Below are 25,090 nucleotides of genomic sequence, written 5' to 3'. Positions count from 1 at the left end.
TCTTTCTTTTTTCTTTCACTCTTACCGTTTCTCTGTTTTTATTTATTTCAATTACTTATATTTGAGGTGCCCGAATTATTTTTAGACATTTTTAAACCCTACTACCTAAACCTGAATGGCAAATAATAATGTGAAGTCATCGCATAATGTATTCAGTAGAAGGCCTGTTATTACTGCGGTACTCATTTTTTTATTTCTTCTTATTATTGGGTTTTTCATCCTTTGGCAACGTTATCAAATCTTAATAGAGCAACGTTTAAATGAAATGTCTGTAATTACAGAGGTTGTGGAACAAAATATTGCGCAAACTTTAAAAACCGGTTCCTCCGCGGCCCTCTCTCTAGCCCTTCAGATTGATGATAATGGTGATATTAAGAATTTTGAGGAAGTAGCTTCCCAGTTGGTGGATAATAATCCAAATCTGGATGGGGTAGAGACTGTGCCTGATGGAATTATCAAACAGGTATATCCTTATGAGGAAAATAAGGATGCTATAAATTATAATATTCTTGAAGATCCCGATAAAAGAGGAGAAGCTTTAAAGGCTATACAGGAGAAAAAAATGTTTTTTGCCGGTCCCTTTGAACTTCGGCAGGGAGGTTTGGCTATAATTGGCCGACTCCCGGTTTTTATTAAAAATGAATTCTGGGGATTTTCCGCAGTAATTATTCATTTTGATAATCTAATAGAGAATTCAGGGATCAAAGAGTTAGGGAATGGAAAGTATGACTTTCAGTTTAGTAAATTACATCCTGTAACAGGAGAAGAAGAATTTTTTCTTGAGAGAAGTGATAATCTAGATCTTTCTTATTCTGAAACTATTAACCTGCCTGATGGTGAATGGAATATTTATGTGATCCCCACGAAACCCCAGGAACCTTTTAATGTGCTTCTTCCTGTGGCTATTTTAATCGCTCTTTTTTCGGGATTATTCGGCTGGTTTATTTATTATGTCCTGCGCCAGCCAGGAATTTTATCTCAAAAGGTTAAAGAACAGTCGGGCAAGCTTGCCCAAAGCGAATTGAGGTTTCGTACAATTTTTAACCAGGCCGCAATTGGAATGATGAGAGTTGATTCTAAAACCGGGATGATTTTGGAGGCAAACCAGCAGTGTAAAGATCTTTTAGGTTATTCTGACGAGGAATTAATTAAACTGGATTATAGGGCTGTATCCCATCCGGAAGATACCGGTACTAATACTTCAATGATGGAGAAGCTGCGGAATAATGAAATTCGGGAATATAGCCTGCAAAAGAGATTAATAAGAAAAAACGGTAAATACCTTTGGGTCAATCTAAATGTATCGGCTCTCTGGCCGAAAGGCGAAGAAGCGACTTCGCATATTGCTATTATTGAAGATATTTCAGCTCAGATCGCTGCCAAACAAAAACTCATAGAGAACGAAAAACGTTTTCGAAGTCTGGTTGAAAACAGCAATGAAATAATTCTTATAATTAATGTACAAGGTGAAGCGATTTATTTTACACCTTCTCTGAAGCGTATCACAGGATATGATTCACTAAGTCTTTCCGGGGCAGATATTTTTTCTATGATCCATCCTCAAGAAAAGGAATCGGTTCTGGAAAAATTCATGGAAGCAAATGAAAATCCTGGAACCCCTATTACAGATGTTGTTATGCGGATGAAAACTAAATTCGATAACTATATTTGGGTAAACGCTACCATCACTAATTTGCTTAATGAAAAAAGTATAGACGGATATGTAGTAAATCTTCGAGATGTAACAGGTAAAATGGAAGCTGAGATCAATTTGAATAAATCTTACGATTTTGTCATGGAACAGAATAAACGTCTGCTGAATTTTGCTTATATCGTTTCCCATAATTTGAGGTCTCATTCGAGTAATTTTCAATCTATCCTGGAATTGTATGAAATTGATGGTAACAAAGATGATAAGACGTGTTATATTAATATGCTGCACAAGGTTTCTGAAAACCTAAATCAATCGCTACACGATTTAAATGAAGTAGTTTCAATTAATACCAATCTTAATATTGTAGCTGCACCCATCAAAGTTCGGGATTATCTTATAAAATCTATTGATGTGCTAAGCCTTCAAATAGACAGGAAAAGGGGGAAAATTATCAATGATATTCCCGAAGAGATGGTGGTGAATTTCAACCCCGCTTATATGGAGAGTATTTTGCTTAATTTTATTACGAATGCTTTGCGATATAGTCATCAGGAAAGGGATCCTGTTATAAAGATTTCCGCGGAAAAAATTTCAGATAAGTGGATCATGGAAATAAGAGATAACGGGATAGGGATCGATTTAGATAAATATGGCGAAAAAGTGTTTGGTCTCTATCAAACATTTACCAGTAATGCGGAATCGAGAGGGGTAGGGCTTTTCATCAGCAAAAATCAGATTGAAGCCATGGGGGGTGAAATTAAAATTGAAAGTTGTATTAATAAAGGTACCATCTTTAAGATCTTATTTAAATGAGCAAATCTGTCTGGATAATCGACGATGATGAGATCTATCAAATGATCATAAAAAAGATTATTACTCAATCTGAGATATTTAATGAGTTTGAATATTTTCTATCCGCGAAAGCTGCTATTGAAAGGCTTAAGAAGAGAGCATTCCCAGATGTTATTCTTGTAGATATCAATATGCCCATTATGGATGGATGGCAATTTCTGGATTACTTACGTAAAGAATTTCGGGATGAACTTAAAAATTCACTAATTTTTATTGTGTCCTCGTCAATCGCCTATTCTGATATAGAAAAAGCTGAAAATTATAAGGAGATTTCAGGATTTATTACTAAACCCGTAAATTGGAGTAATTTAAAGATGATTGAAAATATGATAAAAAGATCGATTTAGAACAAAGTTGGTTTATGCTGCAGAGATCATATTATAATGCGTAAGAATACTCTGATAGAAGAAAACACTTTTGTCATCCTTCTTCAAGCAGGATTTTAAGAATCTTTCCAAATCCTGGCACTCAATACTAAGACTTGTGTACTTCTTTTTTCCAACTGGAAGCTGTAAATCGATGGTTTGGTTTATGTAATCGATCCTTACATTTTTAGCTTCGAAATATTTCTTTATAATAGCACGATGAAGTAGCCTAAAGTTAGAATTCTCTAGGTCTGGGTTTGAAACGCTGTAAGCTATCAAATTTTTTATTTCATTGATAAGCTCGGGGGGAGTAATTTTATTCATGCTTTTCAAATTTCTTCATATTCAACTTGGCTAAAGTACTATTAGACAAGCGAAATGCTGTTAAAAAAAAGGTAATAAATTTAGCCTTAATATTTATTTAACTTGTAAATTGATTTGTTATATAAATATCCGATTAAATGTTTATTATTGCCGGTGAATGCATAATTCTCCCTCTCTCATCCAGTTGGGAAAGGTTATAATAGGTAGTGTTCTTTATTCTCGCTAAGCCTGCTGAATAATGTACATGGCCAAAGAGATGATAATCGGGTTGTACTCTTTCAACGGCTTTTTTCAATTCTTCACACCCTAATTTCATTCCTTTTTCGATGTCATCCATAAGTCCATAAGGCGGTGAATGGGTTATTAAAATATTAGTGTGCTCGGGGATTTTATCCCAGTATTTTCGAATGGACTTTCCTCTTTCTTCATTAAATGCCCAGTGACCATCTCCGGGGGTTACGGGCGAACCCCAAAATTGTAAATACTCAATAATCAGGGATTGATTGATGAGGGTATGAATGGAAAGTGGTAAATTTTCTAAATTTTCCTGTTTTTCAAAATAGAAGTCATGATTGCCGGGTACTAAAATCTTTACAGGATGCATTTGGGATTCCATCCATTTTAAAAAATCTTCGGTTTCGTGTTTTGATCCACCATCGGTGCAATCGCCTGCATGAATCAAAATATCACCATCAGGAATTACCATATCATGATGCTTATTGTGGGTATCAGCTAAACAAACCAGACGCATTTCAGATTTTTTTAAAATAAAAAATCCGTTGAAAGACTCAACGGATTTTCAAAAATATGATTAAAAAATTAATTCTAGTTTTCAGAATTTAAATAGTCATTATCCACAGGTAGCACCTTGTGAATAAATTTAACTACAATAAATGCAATAATTCCTGCAGTCAAAACAAAAAATGCAAATTTAACCAGTAAACTGTCACTCATAATTAGGCTGTAAATCCCTAAAAAGATTTCAACGATTATGAACAAAGCTTTAAGACTAAATTTTAAAAACATTTTTTCTATGGGATTTACACAAATATAATCTCAGAATTCTTACAAAATTAAATTCTAAAGCAAGTTTGACGAAAATTTAACTTTGTAAAGCTGGCAATCCCAAGTTTTTAAGTTAAAAAATCTTAAACCATTATCTACAAAGCATTCCATATTGTAATTTGCTTAGCTTAAATTATAGCTATTGACTAGATCTGTGAAATTTGCAGTGGGCGTCTTAGTAGGACTAATAGTAATTATCCTGTCGCTCCTTTTTCTAAATAACTTTGCTGAAAAAAAGATTAAAAAAAGCCTGGAAGACGGACTAAGAAAAATCCATGCCACCTATGATAAGGTAGATGTAAAAGTATTAAACCGTTCTGCGGAATTGATTAACCCTTCTATAAAATTTAAAGGTAAAATTTTAGAAGTGGATACAATTCGCCTTGAAAATATTCAACTTTGGGAGTATATAATGAATAAGGATATTGTCGTAGGAAATCTTAATATTTCAAAACCGGTAATTAAATTTTACAATTTTGAGAAAGAAGCAGGTGACACGATTGAAGAAGATAAATCCCCGTCTTCAGATTTTAATAGCAGGGTTCGTATTAAAAATATAATAGTAACGGGCGGGAGTTTTGAAATCTTCGATAAAGACAGCATCAACCATCGCCTGTACACCAAAATTGAAAAGATTAATTTGGATGAGGTAAGGATCAATTCTAAAACCTTAAAAGAGCAAATTCCGTTTGATTATGACCTTATTTTACTGAATGCCGATAGTATTTATTATGATTTGAATGCATGGCAGAACGTATATGCAGGAAATTTTATAATTAAAAACAATGATCTTTTAATCAAACGTTTTAAACTAAAGCCAAAATTTTCAAAGACGGAACATCAGGCTCATATTCAGGTTGAAAAAGATTGGTACGACCTTGAAATAGATTCAGTAGGGGTAAAAAAATTAACCTGGTCAATTCAAAATGATTCGCTCCAAATCAGAAATGATTTAACGGAGATTACCGGCGCTAAATTTTATATTTATCGTGACAAAACACAGCCTGATGATAATACTTTAAAACCTCTTTATAGTAGAATGCTTAGAGAAGCTTCTTTAAAATTAGGAATAGATACTTTAAAACTAGCAGATGTATATTTAAAGTATGAAGAGAGGATAAACACTGATAGGCCTCCGGGAACGGTTGATTTTTCCAATTTGAATGCTTCGATAACAAATTTGACCAATATTGGATTGGATCGAGAAGATTTTCCTAAAACAATTATCCATGCAGAAGGAAAAATCCTGGAAGTTGCCACAATTACTGCAGATTGGGAATTTCTAATTAATGATACTTCAGATAATTTCACCATTTCGGGATATATGGGCGGTTTACGGGCAGAAGCGATCAATCAGTTTCTTAGGCCTGCACTTAATATTGAAGCTAGTGGGAATATTACCAACCTTTATTATAATTTCAAGGGGAATAATTATAATGCCAATGGAGAAATAAAACTTGACTATAAAAATTTTAAAGTCGAAGTCCTGCGGAAGAATGGAAAGGGGAAGAATAAAGTAGTCTCAGCAATTGCCAATTTGATCATTCGGAATAAAGCCGTGAATGAAAAACGTAATTACAAAGAAATTTCAGTGGAAAGGGACACCAGCAAATCATTTTGGAATTTTCTCTGGAAATGTGTGAAGACAGGAGCTTTAAAATCTTTTATTTAGGCGCTTCAGCCTCTGAAAATTCGACGTAGGAATAATTCCTTTAGGGCCACGTTTTTATACTTGAAAAAAAATATTATATTTGCAGCGTTGAAACTTAAAAAAGGTACAGCGAGGGGACATAAGTCCCCTCTTTTTATAATCTATGCTGAAGGAGAAAGTTGAAAAATTGGCCAATCAGGTTTTCGAAGAAAATAATTCTTTATTTTTAATAAGCCTTGAAATAAATTCTGCCAATCATATTAAAATAGTGATTGACGGGGACAGTGGGGTGTCAGTAAATGACTGCATCACCGTGAGTCGTGGTGTAGAACACAATTTAGACCGGGAGGAAGAAGATTTTTCTTTAGAAGTTACCTCGGCCGGAGTTTCAGAACCTTTGAGTATTCCCAGACAATATAAAAAGAATATTGGCCGCCGGTTAAGGGTAAAGACTGAAAACGATAAATTTGAAGGAGATCTGGTGGAAGTCGATGATAAAGGCATAAAGCTGGAGTGGAAAGCCAGGGAACCAAAGCCCGTAGGTAAAGGAAAGATAACAGTTGATAAGGAAGAAGTAATTCCTTATTCCAGCATTGTAGAAGCGAAAGTTAAAATAACATTTTAATCACATATTGATATGGAAAATATCGCGTTGATTGAGTCATTCTCAGAATTTAAAGACGATAAATTAATAGATCGTGTTACGCTAATGGCGATTTTAGAGGATGTATTTAGAAATGCTTTAAAGAAAAAGTATGGCGAAGACGATAATTTTGATATTATTGTAAACCCGGATAAAGGGGATCTTGAAATCTGGAGAAACCGGATCGTTGTAGCTGATGGTGAAGTAGAAGATGATAACAGGGAAATTTCCCTTACTCAGGCCAGAAAGATCGAGCCAGATTTTGAAGTTGGTGAAGATGTATCTGAAGAAGTAAAGCTTATTGATCTTGGAAGACGTGCGATTTTGGCCTTGCGTCAAAATCTTATCTCTAAGATTCACGAGCATGACAATACGAATATTTACAAGCAGTTTAAAGATCTCGAAGGAGAGATCTATACTGCGGAAGTTCATCATATTAGGCACAGGGCCATTATCCTATTGGATGATGAGGGCAATGAAATAGTGCTTCCTAAGGACCGTCAAATCCCTTCAGATTTTTTCAGAAAAGGAGAAAATGTTAGGGGGATTATTGAAAGTGTAGAATTAAAAGGTAATAAGCCCACCATCATCATGTCCAGAACATCTCCCGTTTTCCTTGAGAAATTGTTCGAACAGGAAATCCCGGAAGTTTTTGATGGTTTGATTACGATTAAAAAAGTAGTGCGTGTACCTGGTGAAAAAGCGAAAGTTGCGGTAGATTCTTATGATGATAGAATTGATCCCGTTGGTGCTTGCGTGGGAATGAAAGGTTCCAGGATCCATAGCATCGTTAGGGAATTGGGGAATGAGAACATTGATGTGATCAATTTCACCAATAACGAGCAATTATTTATTACCCGGGCTTTAAGTCCTGCTAAGATCACCTCTATTAAGATGGATGAGGAGGCAAGGACTGCAGAGGTAATGTTAAAACCCGAGGAAGTTTCTAAAGCAATTGGTAGAGGTGGGCACAATATTAGATTAGCTGGTCAACTTACCGGTTATGAAATTGATGTTTACAGAGAAGGTGTTGAAGAAGATGTTGAGCTTAAAGAATTTTCTGATGAAATTGAGGATTGGGTCATAGCAGAATTTTCAAAAATTGGTCTTGATACAGCGAAAAGTGTGCTGGAGCAGGACGTTGCCGACCTGATTAGAAGAACAGATCTTGAAGAAGAAACCGTTCAGGATGTGTTCCGGGTATTGAGGTCAGAATTTGAATAATTAGATTTTTAATAGTTAGAATACAATAAAGAGGTTAATTTAGAGGGCAATTTATGGCAGAAGCAAAAACAATGCGATTAAATAAGGTGCTACGTGAGTTTAATATCTCCCTGGACAGGGCCGTAGACTTTCTTAATGAGAAAGGCTATGATATTGACGCACGACCTACAACAAAAATCTCAGGAGAAATCTATGGGGTGCTTTCTGACCAATTCCAAACTGATAAGAGTAAAAAAGTAGCTTCGAAAGAAGTTGGTGAAGAGAGGAAGAAGGAGAAGGAGGAATTGCGCAAAGAGATTGAAGATAAGCGTAAAGCTGAAGATGAGAAAAAGGAAAAGAGGGATAAAGAAATTTCCACCAGAACAAAACTGGAAGGTTTAAAGCCGGTTGGGAAAATCGATTTGGATAAAAAACCTGCTGAAAAACCTGTTGAAGAAAAGAAAGCGGAAGTCAAGAAGACTGAAGAAGCCCCAAAAGAAGATCCTCTGAAGGTAGAGGCTCCTGTAAAAGAGGAAGTTGAACCGGAAAAAGTTGAGGCTAAAAAAGTTGATGCTGAAAAGCAACCTGAAGAAGCCCCCCAGGCTGAAGAACCGGTTAAAAAAGTAGGTGCAGATGCTGCTCCTGTTGCTGAAGACGAGAAAGAAGAAAACAATATCATAGAGACCAAATACAAGAAATTGGATGGTCCTAATTTTACCGGTAAAAAAATTGACCTCACTCAATTTAAAAAACCGGAAAAGAAAAAAGAAGAGAAAAAACCTGATGAGAAAGTCGATAAGCGTAAAAAGCGCCGTCGTCGCATTAGTAAAGATGTAAAAGGGGGGAACGCTCCTTCAACTGCTGGAAGAAAGGGTATTGGAACACGCAAGAGGACCAAGCCACTTACCAAAGAAGAGCCTACCGAAGAAGAAGTACAAAAACAGGTGAGGGAAACCCTGGAAAAACTTCAGGGGAAATCCAGTAAGGGTAAAGGTGCTAAATACAGAAGACAGAAGCGTGATGAACACAAACAGCGTTCAGCTGATGATCTTGCGCAACAGGAATCTGAAGATAAGATCTTAAAAGTAACCGAGTTTGTAACCGTAAGTGAGGTTGCAACCATGATGGATGTTCAGGTAACCAAAATTATTTCTGCGTGTATGTCACTGGGAATGATGGTAACCATGAACCAGCGTCTGGATGCTGAAACCTTAAGTATTGTTGCCGAGGAATTTGGTTATGAAGTTGAATTTACCACTGCAGATGTTGAGGAAACAGTTGATGAGGTTGAAGAAGATCCAACTAAACTACAAGATCGTGCCCCTATCGTTACAGTAATGGGTCACGTAGATCATGGTAAAACTTCCCTCCTGGATTACATCCGTCAGGAAAATGTAATTGCAGGTGAAAGTGGTGGGATTACCCAGCATATTGGTGCTTACAGTGTGCAGCTGGAAGGCGGACAGAAAATGACCTTCCTGGATACACCGGGTCACGAAGCCTTTACGGCAATGCGTGCTCGTGGTGCACAGGTTACAGATATTGCGATTATTGTGATCGCGGCAGATGATGATGTGATGCCTCAAACAAAAGAAGCGATCTCTCACGCCCAGGCGGCAGGAGTCCCTATCGTTTTTGCCATCAACAAATCTGATTTGCCAACAGCAAATCCTGAAAAGATAAAAGAAAAATTAGCTCAAATGAACCTGTTGGTAGAAGATTGGGGTGGAAAGATCCAGTCCCATGATATTTCTGCTAAAACAGGAAGCGGAGTTAAGGAGTTGCTTGAAAAAGTTTTACTGGAAGCAGAGATACTTGAATTACAGGCTAATCCGGATAAGCTTTCCAAAGGTACAGTAGTTGAAGCATTCCTTGATAAAGGCCGTGGATATATTGCCACCATTCTTGTTCAGGCAGGAACCTTGAAGATTGGGGATTATGTACTTGCCGGTAGAAATAGTGGTAAGGTTAAAGCAATGCATGATGAACGTGGTCACGAGGTAAAGGCCGCAGGTCCTTCAACGCCGGTTTCAATTCTAGGTTTAGATGGAGCACCACAGGCTGGTGATACGTTTAAGGTCATGGAAGATGAGCGTGAAGCGAAAGATATCGCTGCCAGAAGAACGCAGTTGCAACGTGAGCAGAATGTTAGAACTCAGCGTCATATTACCCTAGATGAAATTGGAAGACGTATCGCGCTTGGAGATTTCAAAGAATTGAATATTATCCTGAAAGGGGATGTTGATGGTTCTGTGGAAGCGCTTACAGATAGTTTCCAGAAACTTTCTACGGAAGAGATTCAGGTAAATATTATTCATAAAGGAGTTGGGGCAATTACTGAAAGTGATGTATTGCTAGCATCAGCTTCAGATGCGGTAATTATTGGCTTTAACGTTCGTCCGGCTGGAAATGCCAGACAGGTTGCTGATAAGGAAGAAATCGACATCAGGACTTATTCTATTATTTATGATGCGATCAACGATCTGAAAGATGCCATGGAAGGTATGCTCTCTCCGGAATTGAAGGAAGAGATTACCGGTACCGCAGAGATCAGGGAAACTTTCAAGATATCGAAAATTGGTACGATTGCAGGTTGTATGGTGACTTCAGGAAAAATTTATCGAACGGCTGGCGTAAGATTGATACGTGATGGCGTGGTTGTTTACACTGGTGAACTTTCTTCTTTAAAACGTTTTAAAGACGATGTGAAAGAAGTTGCAAAAGGTTACGATTGTGGGCTTCAGGTCAAAAACTACAACGACATAAAAGAAGGCGATGTAGTGGAAACATTCCGTGAAGTAGAAGTGAAGAAAAAGCTTAAATAAGAGGAATTATATAAGAACAAACCTCACAGGTTTTTAAAACCTGTGAGGTTTTTTTTATAAAGAGATTTAGATCGTTCTTCTAAGCTTTTGCGCGGGACAGGAGTAATTTACCGCATCTAAGTATTAAGTAGTGCGAAGTTGCAATTTTCGCACAGCACAAAACCTTTCGCGAAGTTGAGGTAAGAAATACGGTAAAATAATGGAAAATCTGGAATAAAAACCTGTGGGGTTTTTTCTTAACGAACTTTAGATTGCCCTACAAAGTTTTTAAATTTATAGCACGAGATTTAAGAGGTGATAAATTTGACTTCAGCTTTCAAAACATTTCAAAGCCATCCATTATACCTTTTACATTAATTATTATCGTCTCTGCGGCTTCGGGATAAACGCTGCAGGAAAATTTTCTTTTATTTTCAATAAAGCCCTATCGGCTTCCAGCCTGCTTCTAAATTTACCCACCCAAACTTTATAATTTGGAGCTTCGTAGGTGATTTCAGAAGAATACTCGTATAAACTTCTGTATTTCTGAATCACATTATTTGCTTCCCCATTATCGCCATAATATAACTGGATCACGTAGCGGTCACCAATTTTATTACCTTCATTTAAGCCTTTTTTTACTTCCATCAGCTTCTCGATTCTGGAATCTTGTTGAATATGAACAGTTCCCTCCTGGGCTTGTGAATTCGTGTTAAATAGGATCATTCCTAAGATAATAATCAGGCTATAAATGGGGTTTTTCATCTTCATATTTGTGTATTTAATGACAAAAGTAAAACTTAATAACTTAAACAGGACTTAATTTATTATTTAGAACAAATATAAATTAGCTGTTAACACTTATCTAACATTCCTAGAATCGTCTATAAGTATTACTTTTGTGCCGGAATTTAACGGTACTTTTTTAGGTTTTTCACCCTAATTTATTGAGTGTAAAAACCGTACCAAAGTTTAGACGTTAATCGAACTTATAATATGAAAAAGGTGATTTTGCGCCAATCAACTTCGCGACAACAACTTTTAAGCGTAGCTTTCTTATTCTCATTCACTTTCCTTTGTTTTTCTCAGGATACACCTCAGCAGGATTCTACATCGCAGGCGATGGAAAATCAGGCTGCCGCCGCAGATGCTTCTACGGCAAGTACAGCTCAGGTTGGGGCAGGGGATGCGACTGCAGGTAAGGAATTATTCAACACGCTTTGTGCGTCCTGCCATAAACCATACTCTAACTCAGTTGGGCCCGCATTAAATGGGATTACTGAAAGACATGATAATGACTGGATTTACAAGTGGATTCATAATTCGGCAGAACTTATTGCATCTGGTGATGCGGAAGCGAAAGCTGTGTATGCAGAATGGAACCAAACGGCAATGCCGGCATTTCCTCAGTTATCTGAATCGGATATTGATAATATTCTTGCTTATGTAGAACAGCCAAAACCTCAAGCACCTACAGCAGTTGCTGGTAGTGGGATAGGAGAAGGTAGTGGCGCCGGTGGCGGGGTTTCCATGAATATAATTTTGGGAATTCTAATCTTTGTATTGGTCCTTCTTTTATTGGTGTTATTTCTGGTTAACAAGACACTTAGGAATTTTGCCAGTGCTTCTGGTATTGTAATTCCGGAAAAGCCAAAAAGAAAGCCTCTGTACAAATCATTTGTAGAAAACCAATTCCTTGTTTTAACCAGTTCAATATTTGTATTGCTGGCCGTGGGGTATTTTGCCTACGGATGGACGATGCAGGTTGGTGTGGATAAAGGATATCAACCCATACAGCCCATTCATTATTCTCACAGGATTCATGCAGGGGATAATGAAATTGAATGTAAATACTGCCACTCCTCGGCAAGGACTTCAAAAACTTCCGGAATTCCGTCTTTAAATGTTTGTATGAACTGTCATAAAGCAATTGCTGAAGTGGCCCCTGAAACAGCAACGGAAGATTACTCAAAAGAATTTTACGATAAGGAAATTGCGAAATTATATAATGCCACAGGTTGGGACCCTGCCAGTAGAACCTATTCCGGAGAAGAAAAACCGGTGAAGTGGGTTCGGATCCATAATCTTCCAGATTTTGCCTATTTCAACCACTCACAACACGTAAGTGTTGCCGGGATCCAGTGTCAGGAATGCCACGGCCCTATTGAGGAAATGGAGGTTGTTTATCAAAACGCCCCGTTAACCATGGGATGGTGTATTAATTGTCACCGGGAAACGAATATAAGGATTGAGGGTAATGAATATTACGAAAAGATCCACGAAGAATTGTCTAAGAAATATGGCGTGGAAGAACTTACCGCCGCTCAAATGGGTGGATTGGAATGTGGTAAATGCCACTACTAATTTGCTGATTTTTCAGAATAATTTAAGAAGCTAATATCTAGATATAATATGTCATCAAACAAGAAATACTGGAAAAGTGTTGAAGAGCTAAACGATAGCTCTGTTGTTGAGACGCTACAACAAAAAGAATTTGCTGAAGAAATTCCCGTGGAGGATTTTCTTGGAGATAAAGCATCTCTGGAAAGTTCCAGTACTTCCAGAAGGGATTTTCTTAAATATGTTGGTTTTAGTACTGCCGCAGCTACATTAGCAGCCTGTGAAGGTCCTGTGGTCAAATCTATTCCTTACGTTGTTCAGCCGGAAAGGATAGTGCCGGGAATTGCCAATTATTACGCATCTACGATTGCCGATGGATTCGACTTTGCCAGTGTTTTGGTAAAGACCCGCGAAGGCCGACCTATTAAGATCGAAAATAATGATATGTCTACCTTTAAAGGTGGGGTTAATGCCCGTGTTCATGCATCGGTATTGTCTTTATATGATACAAAAAGGGTAAAGCGCCCTATGATTGAAGGAAGGAATGTTTCCTGGGAAGAATTTGACCGTGAAGTTGCCGGAAAGTTAGATAGTGCTGAAGGTGAAATTGTACTTCTTACCCAAACATTTGCGAGCCCTTCAACTACAAAATTAATCCAGGAGTTTTCTTCAAAATATGGAAATGCCCGTCATATAGTTTATGATAGTATTTCTGAAGATGCTGCTTTAAATGCTTTTCAGTCTAAATACGGAAGAAGGGCATTGCCAAATTACGATTTTTCAAAAGCTGAAATGATCGTTGGGGTTGGCGCCGATTTTCTTGGTGACTGGCAGGGTGGAGGTTTTGATGCAGGATATGCCAAAACCCGAATTCCGAAGAATGGTAAAATGTCACGTCATATCCAGTTTGAAGCAAATATGACGCTTTCCGGGGCGAATGCCGATAAGAGATTTCCGGCTACTCCTTCACAGCAATTGGCGATTCTAAAAGCTTTAGCGGGATATTCTTCCGGGGGTTCTTCTACCAGTGAGTTAGATTCAAAAATTGATGATGCTGTGGTAAAAGCAGCACGCCAGTTAAGACAAGCGGGTTCTAAAGGAGTGTTGGTTTGTGGTCTTCCAGATGAAGAAGCACAAAAGATGGCTTTGGAAGTAAATGAAAGAATTGGTAGCCAGGTAATAGATACAACCAATGCCAGGATGATTCGTCAGGGTGATTCTTCAGCGGTTGCCCAATTAATTGAAGATATGAATAATGGTAGTGTGGGAGCACTACTTATTGCAGGGCTAAACCCTGTGCATACCGTTCCCAATTCAAAGGAATTTGTGGAAGGAATGAGAAAGGTAGGAACGGTTATAGACTTTGCGGTAAGAACCGATGAAACTTCAAAACTTTGTAAGTATGTTGCTGCTGCTCCGCATTTTCTGGAGAGCTGGGGAGATGTTCAGTTTAGCGAGAACACTTTCAGTATCATGCAGCCTACCATAAAACCTTTATTTGATACGCGTCAAATTCAGGATAGTTTATTAAAATGGGCAGATAACAATACTTCGTATTACGAATATATTAAAGAGACCTGGGGAGCAGGTTTTGGTGGAAAAGACTGGAACCATGCAGTTCAGGATGGTGTTTTTGAAGGCACTTCGCCGGTTTCGGCTACTTCTGCAAGCAATTCCGGAAGCTCTTCAAAAATCGCAATGGAACTGGAGGGTGAAGGGTATGAACTTACGTTATATTCCAGTACGGCTATAGGTGATGGCCAGCAGGCTAATAACCCATGGTTGCAGGAAATGCCAGATCCCATTACCCGGGCATCCTGGGATAATTACATTATGATGTCTAAAGCAGATGCTGAAGATCTTGATGTAATGAATGAGAATGTGGCCAATGGAGGTTTAAATGGGAGTCATGTAGATGTAAAGGTTGGTGACCATATCGTGAAAAACATTCCGGTAATCATTCAGCCGGGACAGGCCAAAGGTTCTGTAGGTTTAGCGCTCGGATATGGTAGAAAGGCCGGAGTCCAGGCTGAAATGCAAACCGGGGTAAATGCTTATCCACTTTATCAGGATTTTAAATCTGTTCAAAAAGTAAAAATTGAAAAAGCTGCAGGGGTTCATGAATTTGCCTGTGTTCAGTTACATAATACCCTAATGGGTAGGGGTGATATCATTAAGGAAACAAGCCTTGAGGTTTTCAATACTAAGGATGTCCATATTTGGAACAAAGTACCTGAAGTTTCCATGGATCACCAGGAAATTGCGGTTACGTCTCCAGAGGTTGATATCTGGGAAAGTTTTGACAGGACTACCGGGCCACATTTTAATTTGAGTATCGACCTTAATGCCTGTACCGGTTGTGGTGCCTGCGTGATTGCATGTCATGCTGAAAATAATGTGCCTGTTGTTGGGAAAACCGAGGTTAGGAGATCCAGAGATATGCACTGGTTGCGTATTGACAGATATTACTCTTCTGAAGAAAGCTTTACTGAAGATCGTGAGAAAAAAGAAGACATTAGTGGCCTTGGAAGCTCGCTGTCCGAATTCGGGGAATTAGAAGAAGCCGCTGATAATCCTCAGGTGATCTTTCAGCCGGTAATGTGTCAGCATTGTAACCATGCACCATGTGAAACTGTTTGCCCGGTAGCGGCAACTTCACACGGTCGCCAGGGTCAAAACCAGATGATTTATAACAGATGTGTGGGTACAAGATATTGTGCCAACAACTGTCCTTATAAAGTACGTAGATTCAACTGGTTCAGTTATGTTCAAAATGAGGAGTTTGATTATCATATGAACAACGACCTTGGAAGAATGGTGTTGAATCCAGATGTTACTGTGCGTTCCAGAGGGGTTATGGAGAAATGTTCTATGTGTATTCAAATAACACAAAAAACGATTCTTGATGCCAAACGGGAGGGAAGAGCAATTAAAGATGGTGAATTCCATACGGCATGTTCAGCTGCATGTGATAAAGGAGCGATGGTTTTTGGAGATGTAAATCTTGAAGGAGCTAAAATTATAGAAAAGAAAAATGATGACAGGATGTATCATCTACTTGAATCTGTAGGTACTAAACCAAATGTAATGTACCAGACCAAGGTTAGAAATACAACTGAAGCTTAATAATAACGAATAACTAAGAACCAATTAGATAAGGATATGTCTCATTACGAAGCACCTATACGAAAGCCTTTAGTTACCGGCGATAAGACCTACCATGATGTATCGGTAGATGTTGCTGCCCCGGTAGAAGGAAGGGCTAACAAATCCTGGTGGATAGTTTTCTCTATCGCCCTTATTGCCTTTCTTTGGGGTGTAGGCTGTATAGTTTATACAATATCAACAGGTATTGGAACCTGGGGATTAAACAAGACCGTGGGTTGGGCCTGGGATATTACCAACTTTGTTTGGTGGGTAGGTATTGGTCATGCGGGTACACTTATTTCCGCGGTACTTTTACTTTTCCGTCAAAAATGGAGGATGGCAATTAACCGGTCTGCAGAAGCAATGACCATTTTCTCGGTAATGCAGGCAGGTCTTTTCCCGTTGATCCACATGGGGCGGCCCTGGCTGGCTTATTGGGTGTTGCCAATTCCTAACCAATTTGGTTCTCTTTGGGTGAACTTTAACTCCCCATTACTTTGGGATGTATTTGCGATCTCTACCTATCTTTCGGTATCCTTAGTTTTCTGGTGGACGGGATTACTTCCTGATTTTGCGATGATTCGTGACCGGGCGGTAACACCTTTTACAAAAAGAGTATACAGCATTCTTTCTTTTGGATGGAGTGGTAGGGCAAAAGACTGGCAACGTTTTGAAGAAGTTTCTTTGGTGCTTGCAGGTTTGGCGACTCCCCTGGTACTTTCGGTACACACCATTGTATCTTTTGACTTTGCTACTGCGGTGATCCCGGGATGGCATACCACGATTTTCCCGCCTTATTTCGTTGCGGGAGCCATCTTTTCCGGATTTGCCATGGTGAACACACTTTTGATTATTATGAGAAAAGTGTCTAATCTTGAAGATTATATTACCATTCAACATATTGAATTGATGAACATCGTAATTATGATTACGGGTTCTATCGTGGGGACTGCCTATATTACTGAGTTGGTTATCGCTTGGTATTCCGGGGTGGAATACGAACAGTACGCATTCCTTAACCGGGCGACCGGCCCTTATTGGTGGGCTTATTGGAGTATGATGACTTGTAATGTGTTTTCTCCACAGCTAATGTGGTTCAAAAAACTTAGGACCAGTATTATGTTCTCCTTCTTTATCTCCATTGTGGTGAATATTGGAATGTGGTTTGAGCGTTTCGTAATTATTGTGACTTCGTTGCACCGTGATTACCTTCCGTCTTCATGGACGATGTTCTCTCCAACCTTTGTAGATATTGGAATTTTTATTGGGACTATTGGATTCTTCTTTGTCCTTTTCTTATTGTATGCACGTACTTTCCCGGTAATTGCACAGGCAGAAGTTAAAACGATCCTGAAGGCTTCCGGAGAAAAATATAAGAGATTACGTGAAAAACACGGTGATGATGTGAAGCATTATGATCCGCAGGCTGTAGGCAGAAATCCTGCTCAAAATGATGCTGAAGGGATCCATACGCATCTTAGCGGGACTGATAATGACCCAACAACAGAGACAGATCATATCCATGAGGATACCGTGAATATGGATTCTATGGTGATATCTGAAGTTCAGAAAGATCGTGTTGATGAAATGTTAGGTAGAATTGGCACATATGATCCTAAGCTTCAGGATGCAGATGATCTAACCAGACTGAAGAATGTAGGGCCATTATTACAACAGCATTTCCATCAGGTTGGTATCTATCTGTTCGACCAGATTAGTAAATTAACAGAACCTGATTTTGAATTGCTGGATGAAGTTATCGAAAACTTCCCTATTCAGGAAAATAGAGAAGGATGGGTAGCTCAGGCAAACAAACTAAAAAATAAATAATCGGCATGGCATCTAAAGTAATACACGCTCTTTACAATGACGATGATTTGCTTCTGCAGGCAGTAAAGCAAATTCGCGAAGGGAGATATCATATTGGTGAAATTTATACACCTTTTCCGGTTCACGGGCTCGATAAAGCAATGGGGCTTGCAACGACCAGAATAGCCATTGCATCCTTTATGTATGGAATTGTTGGCCTTGGTGTTGCGGTGGCCATGATGAATTTTATAATGATCGAAGACTGGCCACAGGATATTGGGGGTAAGCCAAGTTTTAGTTATATCCAGAACATGCCGGCATTCGTGCCCATCATGTTTGAATTAACGGTATTTTTCGCTGCTCACTTAATGGTGATCACGTTCTATATGAGAAGTAAATTATGGCCGTTTAAGAAAGCTGAAAATCCCGATTTGAGGACTACAGATGATATGTTCCTTGTAGAAATAGATGCTTCACACCATGATGTGAATGATCTTACAAATTTTCTATATGATACAGGTGCAGCTGAAATTAATTTAATTGAAAAATAAATAGTGATAATGAGAAGTTTATTCCATAAAACTATAGCATTACTTCTTTTCGCGGTTATGGTCACTTCCTGCCATGATAAAGATAGCCCAAACTATCAGTATATGCCAGATATGTATGAGCCGGTGAGTTATGAAGCTTACGGGGAATACACAGTCTTTGAAAATGGGCAGGAAGCTAAACTCCCGGTTGAGAATTCAATTCCTAGGGGTTGGATGCCTTATGAATATCAAAACAATCCTCAGGATGCAGCAGCAGCAAAATCAGGATTAACCAATCCCCTTGCTTATACCGAAGATAACCTGAACGAAGGAAAACAATTATATACTATTTATTGTGCCATTTGTCACGGTGATAAAGGTGATGGAAAAGGTAAATTGGTAGAGCGTGAGAAAATTCTTGGTGTGCCTTCTTATAATGACGCTGGTAGGGCAATTACTGAAGGTAGTGTTTATCACGTTATGTATTATGGTTTGAACAATATGGGTTCTTATGCCTCGCAAACAACCATTGAAGAACGTTGGCAAATAGATCATTATGTAATGAGTTTGAAAAATTCATTAGATGGTGCTCCTGAAAGGGAATTTGAGAAGGAAACAGCTAAAACTCAGCTTCTTCCTTCAAGAGCCGATGCTGATATTTATAAAGAGGGGGAGGATGTTGACCAGGGCCAATCAGGAGCAAATACCCGGGCGACTGAAGAAAATCAAACTGAAACTCAAGAATAAAGATTTAGATCTATAGATATGTATACGCTATCCAGTAAATTAAGATTAACAGCAATCATTTTTATGATTGTGGGCGCAATAGGTCTCATTTATGGGTTTATCGCCGCACCGGAAACCGTAGAAGAAGTAAAGGAAATGATGGCTTCTCATGGTGAACACGGAGAAGAGGCTACAGATCATGCTGAGAAAGTTAATGTGGAACAACTTCCCGGCGGAAATAACGCCGCCCTTCATACAGATGAAGAAAATCATACGAACTCAGATTCTATGAATACTGAAGCCAATCAAACTGCTACAGCTTCAGATTCTACAGAAACTGAAACAAATCATGATGCATCTGCTTCAGAAGAAGATACAACGGCAACCGCGACGCATGCACAGGGAAATATGGCCCATGAGGACCATGAAGAAGGTGCAGCTGCTGTTCATGGAGAAGATCACGATGGCGGGGAAGCGCATGGCGCAGAAGCAGAACATGGAGATGAACATTATGAACATATTTTACAACAATTACAGAATAAGCCATGGGCAGCATTATATGTTGCGGCATTCTTTTTCTTTATGATCTCCCTTGGGGTAATGGCTTTTTATGCCGTTCAGTACGCTGCACAGGCAGGATGGTCCCCGGTACTTTTTAGGGTAATGGAAGCTATTACCGCTTACCTGCTTCCGGGAGGGCTTATTGTATTTCTTTTACTAGTACTTTCAGGATTACAGTTGAACCATCTTTTTATCTGGATGGATCCGGATATCGTGGCACACGACGAGATTATTCAAAATAAAACTGCCTTCTTGAATGTTCCTTTCTTTCTCATAAGGGCAGCTATTTATTTAGGTGGATGGTGTTTCTTCAGATATCTAATGGTCAAGAATTCCAGGAAATTAGATAATGCCGATGTTGATGATTTATATTACTTCAAAAAGAATTTTAAACTGGCCGCCGGATTTTTAGTATTCTTTATTGTTACTGAATCGATGATGTCCTGGGACTGGATCATGAGTTTAGACCCGCACTGGTTTAGTACGCTATTTGGATGGTTTGTTTTCGCCAGTTTGTTCGTATCTGGGATCACCACTATTGCCATTATTAGTATTTATTTAAAATCAAGAGGATATCTGGAATTTGTAAATGATAGTCATATTCATGATTTGGCGAAATTCATGTTTGGGATGAGTATTTTTTGGACTTACCTTTGGTTCTCACAATTCATGTTGATTTGGTATTCCAATATTCCTGAAGAAGTAGTTTATTTCATTCAGCGAATTGAAGATTACCAGTTACCATTCTTTGGAATGCTGGCCACAAACTTCCTTTTACCTGTTTTGCTATTGATGAACAGCGATTATAAGAGAGTGAACTGGTTTGTGATCATGACTGGGCTTATTTTATTATTCGGTCATTATATCAATATATATGTATTGGTGATGCCGGCTACTGTAGGGGAATCCTGGTTTATTGGAATCCCGGAAATAAGTGCATTGCTATTCTTTACAGGATTGTTTGTTTTCATTGTATTCAGTGCGTTAACCAAAGCACCCTTACTGGTAAGCAGAAATCCTTTTATCGAGGAAAGTAAACACTACCATTATTAATAAAGATTGATTGTTTAAAGAAGAACTTATAAAATGACCGTATTTTTAGTAATCATAGTACTCGCACTTTTGGCCGTTACAGGTTGGCAGATCTCTAAGATCTTTCAGTTGTCCAAAACACACGAAGCAGATACAGATACTTCAGAGGTTGCAAGCGATAAGGATAACCGATGGAACGGTATCCTCATGTTAGGTTTTGTAATCTTTTTATATGTAATAAGTATTTACTGTTTCTGGGAATATGGGAAATTTTACCTGCCGGAATCTGCTTCAGATCATGGTAGTGAATATGATACCTTAATGTTTGTATCCATTGCTTTGATCATGGTGGTTCAAATAATAACCCAGGGACTTTTACATTATTTCGCCTATAAATACAAAGGTAAAAAGGGACAAAAAGCCCTGTTTTATGCTGATAATAATCTTCTTGAAGCGATCTGGACGATTATACCGGTAATTGTTTTAGCGGGCCTTATTCTTTACGGACTTTTCACCTGGAGTGATATTATGAATATCAACGAAGATGAAGATCCTATGGTCATTGAGCTTTATGCCTATCAATTTGCCTGGAGAGCACGATATTCGGGAGAGGATAATACCTTAGGAAAAGCGAATGTTCGTTTTATTGAAGGCGTAAACCAGCTGGGTGTGGATGAATCTGATTCTTATGGTGAAGACGATAAAATTGTGACTGAATTACACCTTCCGGTGAACCAGCCGGTTTTGTTCAAATTTCGCTCTCAGGATGTGTTGCATTCAGCTTATTTTCCCTTTTTTAGGGCGCAAATGAACGTGGTGCCCGGAATGATCACTCAGTTTAGTTTCACGCCAACAATCACTTCCGAAGAAATGCGCCAAAGTGAATATATGGTGGATAAAGTAAGAAGGGTGAATGAAATTAGAAACGACAAAAATAAAGTATTGGCTGCAACGGGAGAATCTCCTTTAGATTCGTATGAATTTGAATACTTCCTGCTTTGTAATAAAATTTGTGGACAGGGTCATTACAATATGCAAATGAAAATTATTGTAGAATCTGAAGAAGATTATAGAGCCTGGATAGCCGAGCAGGAATCTTTTTCTGAAACTATGGCCAAGCAAAATGCCAGCGATTCAGAAAACGCAAATGCACCTACAGAAGAGCCAGCGGAAAATCAGGAAAATAGTGAGCAACCACAGAATGATGTGGCTGTTGTAGCAGATAACGAACAAAATTAAGATAAAGAATTAAAGATATGTCAGCAATTGCAAGCGCACCGGCACACGATCACCACGACGATCACGGACATCATCACAAAGAAACTTTTATAACAAAGTATATTTTCAGCCAGGATCATAAGATGATTGCCAAGCAATATCTTATTACAGGTTTGATCATGGGTATTATAGGTATAGCTATGTCTGTCCTGTTTAGATTGCAACTTGCCTGGCCAGAAAAGTCTTTCTGGGTATTCGAATTCTTTCTTGGAAGGTTCGCTCCAGATGGTGTCATGACCCCAAGTATTTACCTTGCCCTGGTTACCATTCACGGTACCATCATGGTATTCTTTGTATTAACCGCAGGTTTAAGTGGTACTTTTAGTAACTTATTGATTCCGCTTCAAATTGGGGCCCGTGATATGGCTTCAGGATTTTTAAATATGATCTCTTACTGGTTGTTTTTTACTTCCAGTGTGATCATGCTCTCTTCTTTATTTGTAGAAGCAGGGCCAGCATCTGCGGGATGGACGATTTATCCTCCGCTTAGTGCTTTGCCACAGGCAATTGGTGGATCGGGTACTGGAATGACTCTATGGCTGGTATCCATGGCTATTTTCATCGCATCGTCCCTAATGGGTTCCCTTAACTATATTGTTACCGTTATCAACCTTAGAACGAAGGGAATGTCTATGACCAGGCTTCCGCTTACAATTTGGGCCTTCTTTGTAACCGCAATTATTGGGGTTGTTTCTTTCCCCGTTTTATTATCTGCAGCATTGCTGCTTATTATGGACCGTAGTTTTGGAACTTCCTTCTTTTTAAGTGATATTTTTATCCAGGGAGAAGTATTGGCACATCAGGGTGGTTCACCGGTACTTTTTGAACACCTGTTCTGGTTCCTGGGTCACCCGGAGGTATATATCGTAATTCTTCCGGCGATGGGTATTGTTTCCGAAATAATGGCCACCAACTCCAGGAAACCAATTTTTGGTTATCGAGCCATGGTAGCCTCAATCCTGGCGATTGCCTTTTTATCTACTATTGTTTGGGGGCACCATATGTTTATTTCTGGTATGAACCCATTCCTTGGATCGGTGTTTACCTTTACAACTTTATTGATCGCGATTCCTTCAGCTGTAAAAGCTTTTAACTGGATCACAACTTTGTGGAAAGGGAATTTGCAAATGAACCCGGCCATGTTGTTTTCTATAGGATTTGTCTCCACATTTATTACCGGTGGTTTGACCGGGATTATTCTAGGGGATTCCACTTTAGATATTAACGTACATGACACCTATTTTGTGGTAGCGCATTTTCACCTGGTTATGGGTATCTCCGCTTTATATGGCCTTTTAGCTGGGGTCTATCATTGGTTCCCAAAAATGTTTGGAAGAATGATGAACAAGAACATGGGTTATATTCACTTCTGGGTTACGGCCGTGGGTGCTTATGGGATATTCTTTCCCATGCACTTTATAGGGATCGCCGGTTTACCGCGTAGATATTATACCAATACCAATTTCCCTTATTTTGATGATTATGCCGATGTGAATGTGATCATTACCATCGCCGCTATTATCACGGCAGCTATTCAATTGGTATTCTTATATAACTTTTTCCACTCTATTTTCTTCGGAAAAAAAGCAGTGCAAAATCCATGGAGATCAACAACCATGGAATGGACTACCCCGGTAGAGCATATGCATGGTAACTGGCCGGGAGCAATCCCATCAGTTTACAGGTGGCCTTATGACTATTCAAAAATGAACGAAGATGGAGAATATGTGATCACTGGTCAGGATTTTATTCCGCAAACCACACCACTCTTGGAGAACGAGGAAGAAATGAATCATTAGCCAACTTAGTTCAAACAAAACAAAGAGCTCCTTTTTCAACAAAAGGGGCTTTTTTCTTTATATTTGGTAGAACTGTATACGGATTCTAATCAATAGAAATTCCTTCAATTTAAATATGATCAACGAAAATCTTGATGCTTCCGGAGAAAATTTTTCTTCTGAAGAATTTGATGTCGAAAGAGCGCTGAGGCCCTTAAGTTTTGATGATTTTGCGGGTCAGGAGCAGGTACTGGAAAATTTACAGGTTTTCGTGCAGGCGGCAAATATGCGTGGGGAAGCTTTGGATCACACCCTTTTTCATGGTCCTCCTGGTTTAGGAAAAACGACCCTTGCCAATATCCTGGCTAATGAATTACAGGTAGGGATCAAAGTGACTTCAGGCCCTGTTTTGGATAAGCCCGGGGATCTCGCCGGACTCTTGACCAACCTTGAGGAAAGGGATATTCTGTTTATTGATGAAATACACCGCTTAAGCCCGATTGTAGAGGAATACTTATATTCTGCAATGGAAGATTACCGTATCGATATCATGATCGAAACCGGACCGAATGCGAGAACGGTTCAAATTAATCTGAATCCTTTTACCTTGATTGGGGCAACAACCCGTAGCGGTCTCTTAACCGCGCCCATGCGTGCTAGGTTTGGTATCTCCAGTAGGTTGCAATATTATTCCACCGAACTGTTATCGGGAATTGTGGAAAGAAGTGCTGAAATTTTAAAAGTGCCCATAGAACAGAACGCCGCAATTGAAATTGCCGGAAGAAGTAGGGGGACACCGCGTATCGCCAATGCATTGCTTAGAAGAGTCCGTGATTTTGCCCAAATTAAGGGCAATGGAAAGATTGATATGGAAATTGCCAAATTTGGGCTGAAGGCTTTGAATGTAGATGCACATGGGCTTGATGAAATGGACAATAAAATTCTAACCACCATAATAGACAAATTTAAAGGCGGTCCGGTTGGAATTTCAACCCTGGCCACAGCCGTAAGCGAAAGTGCTGAAACTATTGAGGAAGTATATGAACCCTTTTTAATCCAACAGGGATTTATTTATAGGACTCCACGTGGCAGGGAAGTTACCGAGGCAGCCTATAAACACTTAGGCAGGGTTAAAGGAAGCACGCAGGGTGGCCTTTTTTGATAGATATCCGGAATATTAAGGCTATTAGTTTTTTTTGACGGTCAGGCTGAGTCCTTCGGCTTCGCTCAGGATAAATTAAAGTCGATGTCCAAAAGGGATTTTCAAAATTGTCAGGCTGAGCAGCTTGTCCTGAGCGAAGTCGAAGGGCAGTCGAAGCCCTCATGGA

At 39.0% G+C, this 25,090-nt stretch carries 18 protein-coding genes; 15 read left to right on the top strand and 3 right to left on the bottom strand.

Annotated elements, in window-relative coordinates:
- Positions 1-115 precede the first annotated feature (115 nt).
- Positions 116-2,467, top strand: a complete 2,352-nt coding sequence (locus DHD80_RS04950) for a PAS domain S-box protein (protein WP_251740040.1) — start codon at positions 116-118, stop codon at positions 2,465-2,467.
- Positions 2,464-2,853, top strand: a complete 390-nt coding sequence (locus tag DHD80_RS04945) for a response regulator (protein ID WP_251740039.1) — start codon at positions 2,464-2,466, stop codon at positions 2,851-2,853. Before DHD80_RS04950 ends, DHD80_RS04945 begins: the two co-directional genes overlap by 4 nt.
- A gap of 12 nt (positions 2,854-2,865) precedes the next feature.
- Here the strand turns inward: DHD80_RS04945 and DHD80_RS04940 are convergent, their stop codons facing one another.
- A complete protein-coding gene (locus DHD80_RS04940; protein ID WP_251740038.1) occupies positions 2,866-3,195 on the bottom strand; it encodes a hypothetical protein in 330 nt (109 codons plus the stop codon).
- 133 nt (positions 3,196-3,328) lie between these two features.
- The gene (locus DHD80_RS04935) at positions 3,329-3,946 is read right to left on the bottom strand and encodes a metallophosphatase domain-containing protein (RefSeq protein ID WP_251740037.1); all 618 of its coding nucleotides are present in this window, start codon (positions 3,944-3,946) and stop codon (positions 3,329-3,331) included.
- Between the two features lie 456 nt (positions 3,947-4,402).
- Here DHD80_RS04935 and DHD80_RS04930 point away from each other — a divergent pair, with 456 nt between their 5' ends.
- The 4 genes from DHD80_RS04930 to infB all read left to right on the top strand — a co-directional run bounded on the left by DHD80_RS04930 (position 4,403) and on the right by infB (position 10,582).
- Positions 4,403-5,932, top strand: coding sequence for a hypothetical protein (locus tag DHD80_RS04930; RefSeq protein ID WP_251740036.1), 1,530 nt, complete (start codon positions 4,403-4,405; stop codon positions 5,930-5,932).
- A 142-nt stretch (positions 5,933-6,074) separates the two neighbouring features.
- Positions 6,075-6,536 carry a ribosome assembly cofactor RimP gene (gene rimP / locus DHD80_RS04925; RefSeq protein ID WP_251740035.1) on the top strand — a complete coding sequence of 154 codons (462 nt, stop codon included), beginning with the start codon at positions 6,075-6,077 and terminating at the stop codon, positions 6,534-6,536.
- A gap of 12 nt (positions 6,537-6,548) precedes the next feature.
- Positions 6,549-7,778 (top strand): transcription termination factor NusA, encoded by a 1,230-nt coding sequence (nusA, locus tag DHD80_RS04920; protein WP_251740034.1) that lies wholly within the window; start codon positions 6,549-6,551, stop codon positions 7,776-7,778.
- A 53-nt stretch (positions 7,779-7,831) separates the two neighbouring features.
- On the top strand, positions 7,832-10,582 hold the full coding sequence (infB, locus tag DHD80_RS04915) for a translation initiation factor IF-2 (protein WP_251740033.1): 2,751 nt from the start codon (positions 7,832-7,834) through the stop codon (positions 10,580-10,582).
- 360 nt (positions 10,583-10,942) lie between these two features.
- Here the strand turns inward: infB and DHD80_RS04910 are convergent, their stop codons facing one another.
- Positions 10,943-11,326 carry an SPOR domain-containing protein gene (locus DHD80_RS04910; RefSeq protein ID WP_251740032.1) on the bottom strand — a complete coding sequence of 128 codons (384 nt, stop codon included), beginning with the start codon at positions 11,324-11,326 and terminating at the stop codon, positions 10,943-10,945.
- A gap of 231 nt (positions 11,327-11,557) precedes the next feature.
- Between DHD80_RS04910 and DHD80_RS04905 the strand changes: the two genes are divergently transcribed.
- From DHD80_RS04905 to ruvB, 9 genes are all read left to right on the top strand, one after another.
- Entirely contained in the window at positions 11,558-12,925 is a 1,368-nt protein-coding gene (locus DHD80_RS04905; protein WP_251740031.1) for a c-type cytochrome, read from the top strand.
- Between the two features lie 48 nt (positions 12,926-12,973).
- Complete coding sequence (locus DHD80_RS04900; protein WP_251740030.1) at positions 12,974-16,027, top strand: TAT-variant-translocated molybdopterin oxidoreductase; 3,054 nt, start codon at positions 12,974-12,976, stop codon at positions 16,025-16,027.
- Between the two features lie 36 nt (positions 16,028-16,063).
- A complete protein-coding gene (gene nrfD, locus DHD80_RS04895) occupies positions 16,064-17,878 on the top strand; it encodes an NrfD/PsrC family molybdoenzyme membrane anchor subunit (protein ID WP_251740029.1) in 1,815 nt (604 codons plus the stop codon).
- Between the two features lie 5 nt (positions 17,879-17,883).
- On the top strand, positions 17,884-18,408 hold the full coding sequence (locus DHD80_RS04890; RefSeq protein ID WP_251740028.1) for a DUF3341 domain-containing protein: 525 nt from the start codon (positions 17,884-17,886) through the stop codon (positions 18,406-18,408).
- 9 nt (positions 18,409-18,417) lie between these two features.
- Entirely contained in the window at positions 18,418-19,134 is a 717-nt protein-coding gene (locus tag DHD80_RS04885; RefSeq protein WP_251740027.1) for a cytochrome c, read from the top strand.
- 18 nt (positions 19,135-19,152) lie between these two features.
- A complete protein-coding gene (locus DHD80_RS04880) occupies positions 19,153-20,727 on the top strand; it encodes a quinol:cytochrome C oxidoreductase (protein WP_251740026.1) in 1,575 nt (524 codons plus the stop codon).
- A 33-nt stretch (positions 20,728-20,760) separates the two neighbouring features.
- Positions 20,761-21,945, top strand: a complete 1,185-nt coding sequence (locus tag DHD80_RS04875; RefSeq protein ID WP_251740025.1) for a cytochrome c oxidase subunit II — start codon at positions 20,761-20,763, stop codon at positions 21,943-21,945.
- Between the two features lie 17 nt (positions 21,946-21,962).
- Complete coding sequence (locus DHD80_RS04870; RefSeq protein WP_251740024.1) at positions 21,963-23,783, top strand: cbb3-type cytochrome c oxidase subunit I; 1,821 nt, start codon at positions 21,963-21,965, stop codon at positions 23,781-23,783.
- Positions 23,784-23,901: 118 nt separating this feature from the next.
- Entirely contained in the window at positions 23,902-24,924 is a 1,023-nt protein-coding gene (gene ruvB, locus DHD80_RS04865; RefSeq protein WP_251740257.1) for a Holliday junction branch migration DNA helicase RuvB, read from the top strand.
- Positions 24,925-25,090 lie beyond the last annotated feature (166 nt).

The organism is Gramella sp. AN32 (genome assembly GCF_023718305.1).
Taxonomy (GTDB): domain Bacteria; phylum Bacteroidota; class Bacteroidia; order Flavobacteriales; family Flavobacteriaceae; genus Christiangramia; species Christiangramia antarctica.
Note: the sequence above shows the minus strand (reverse complement) of the source record. Positions and strands in the feature narration are given on the sequence as shown.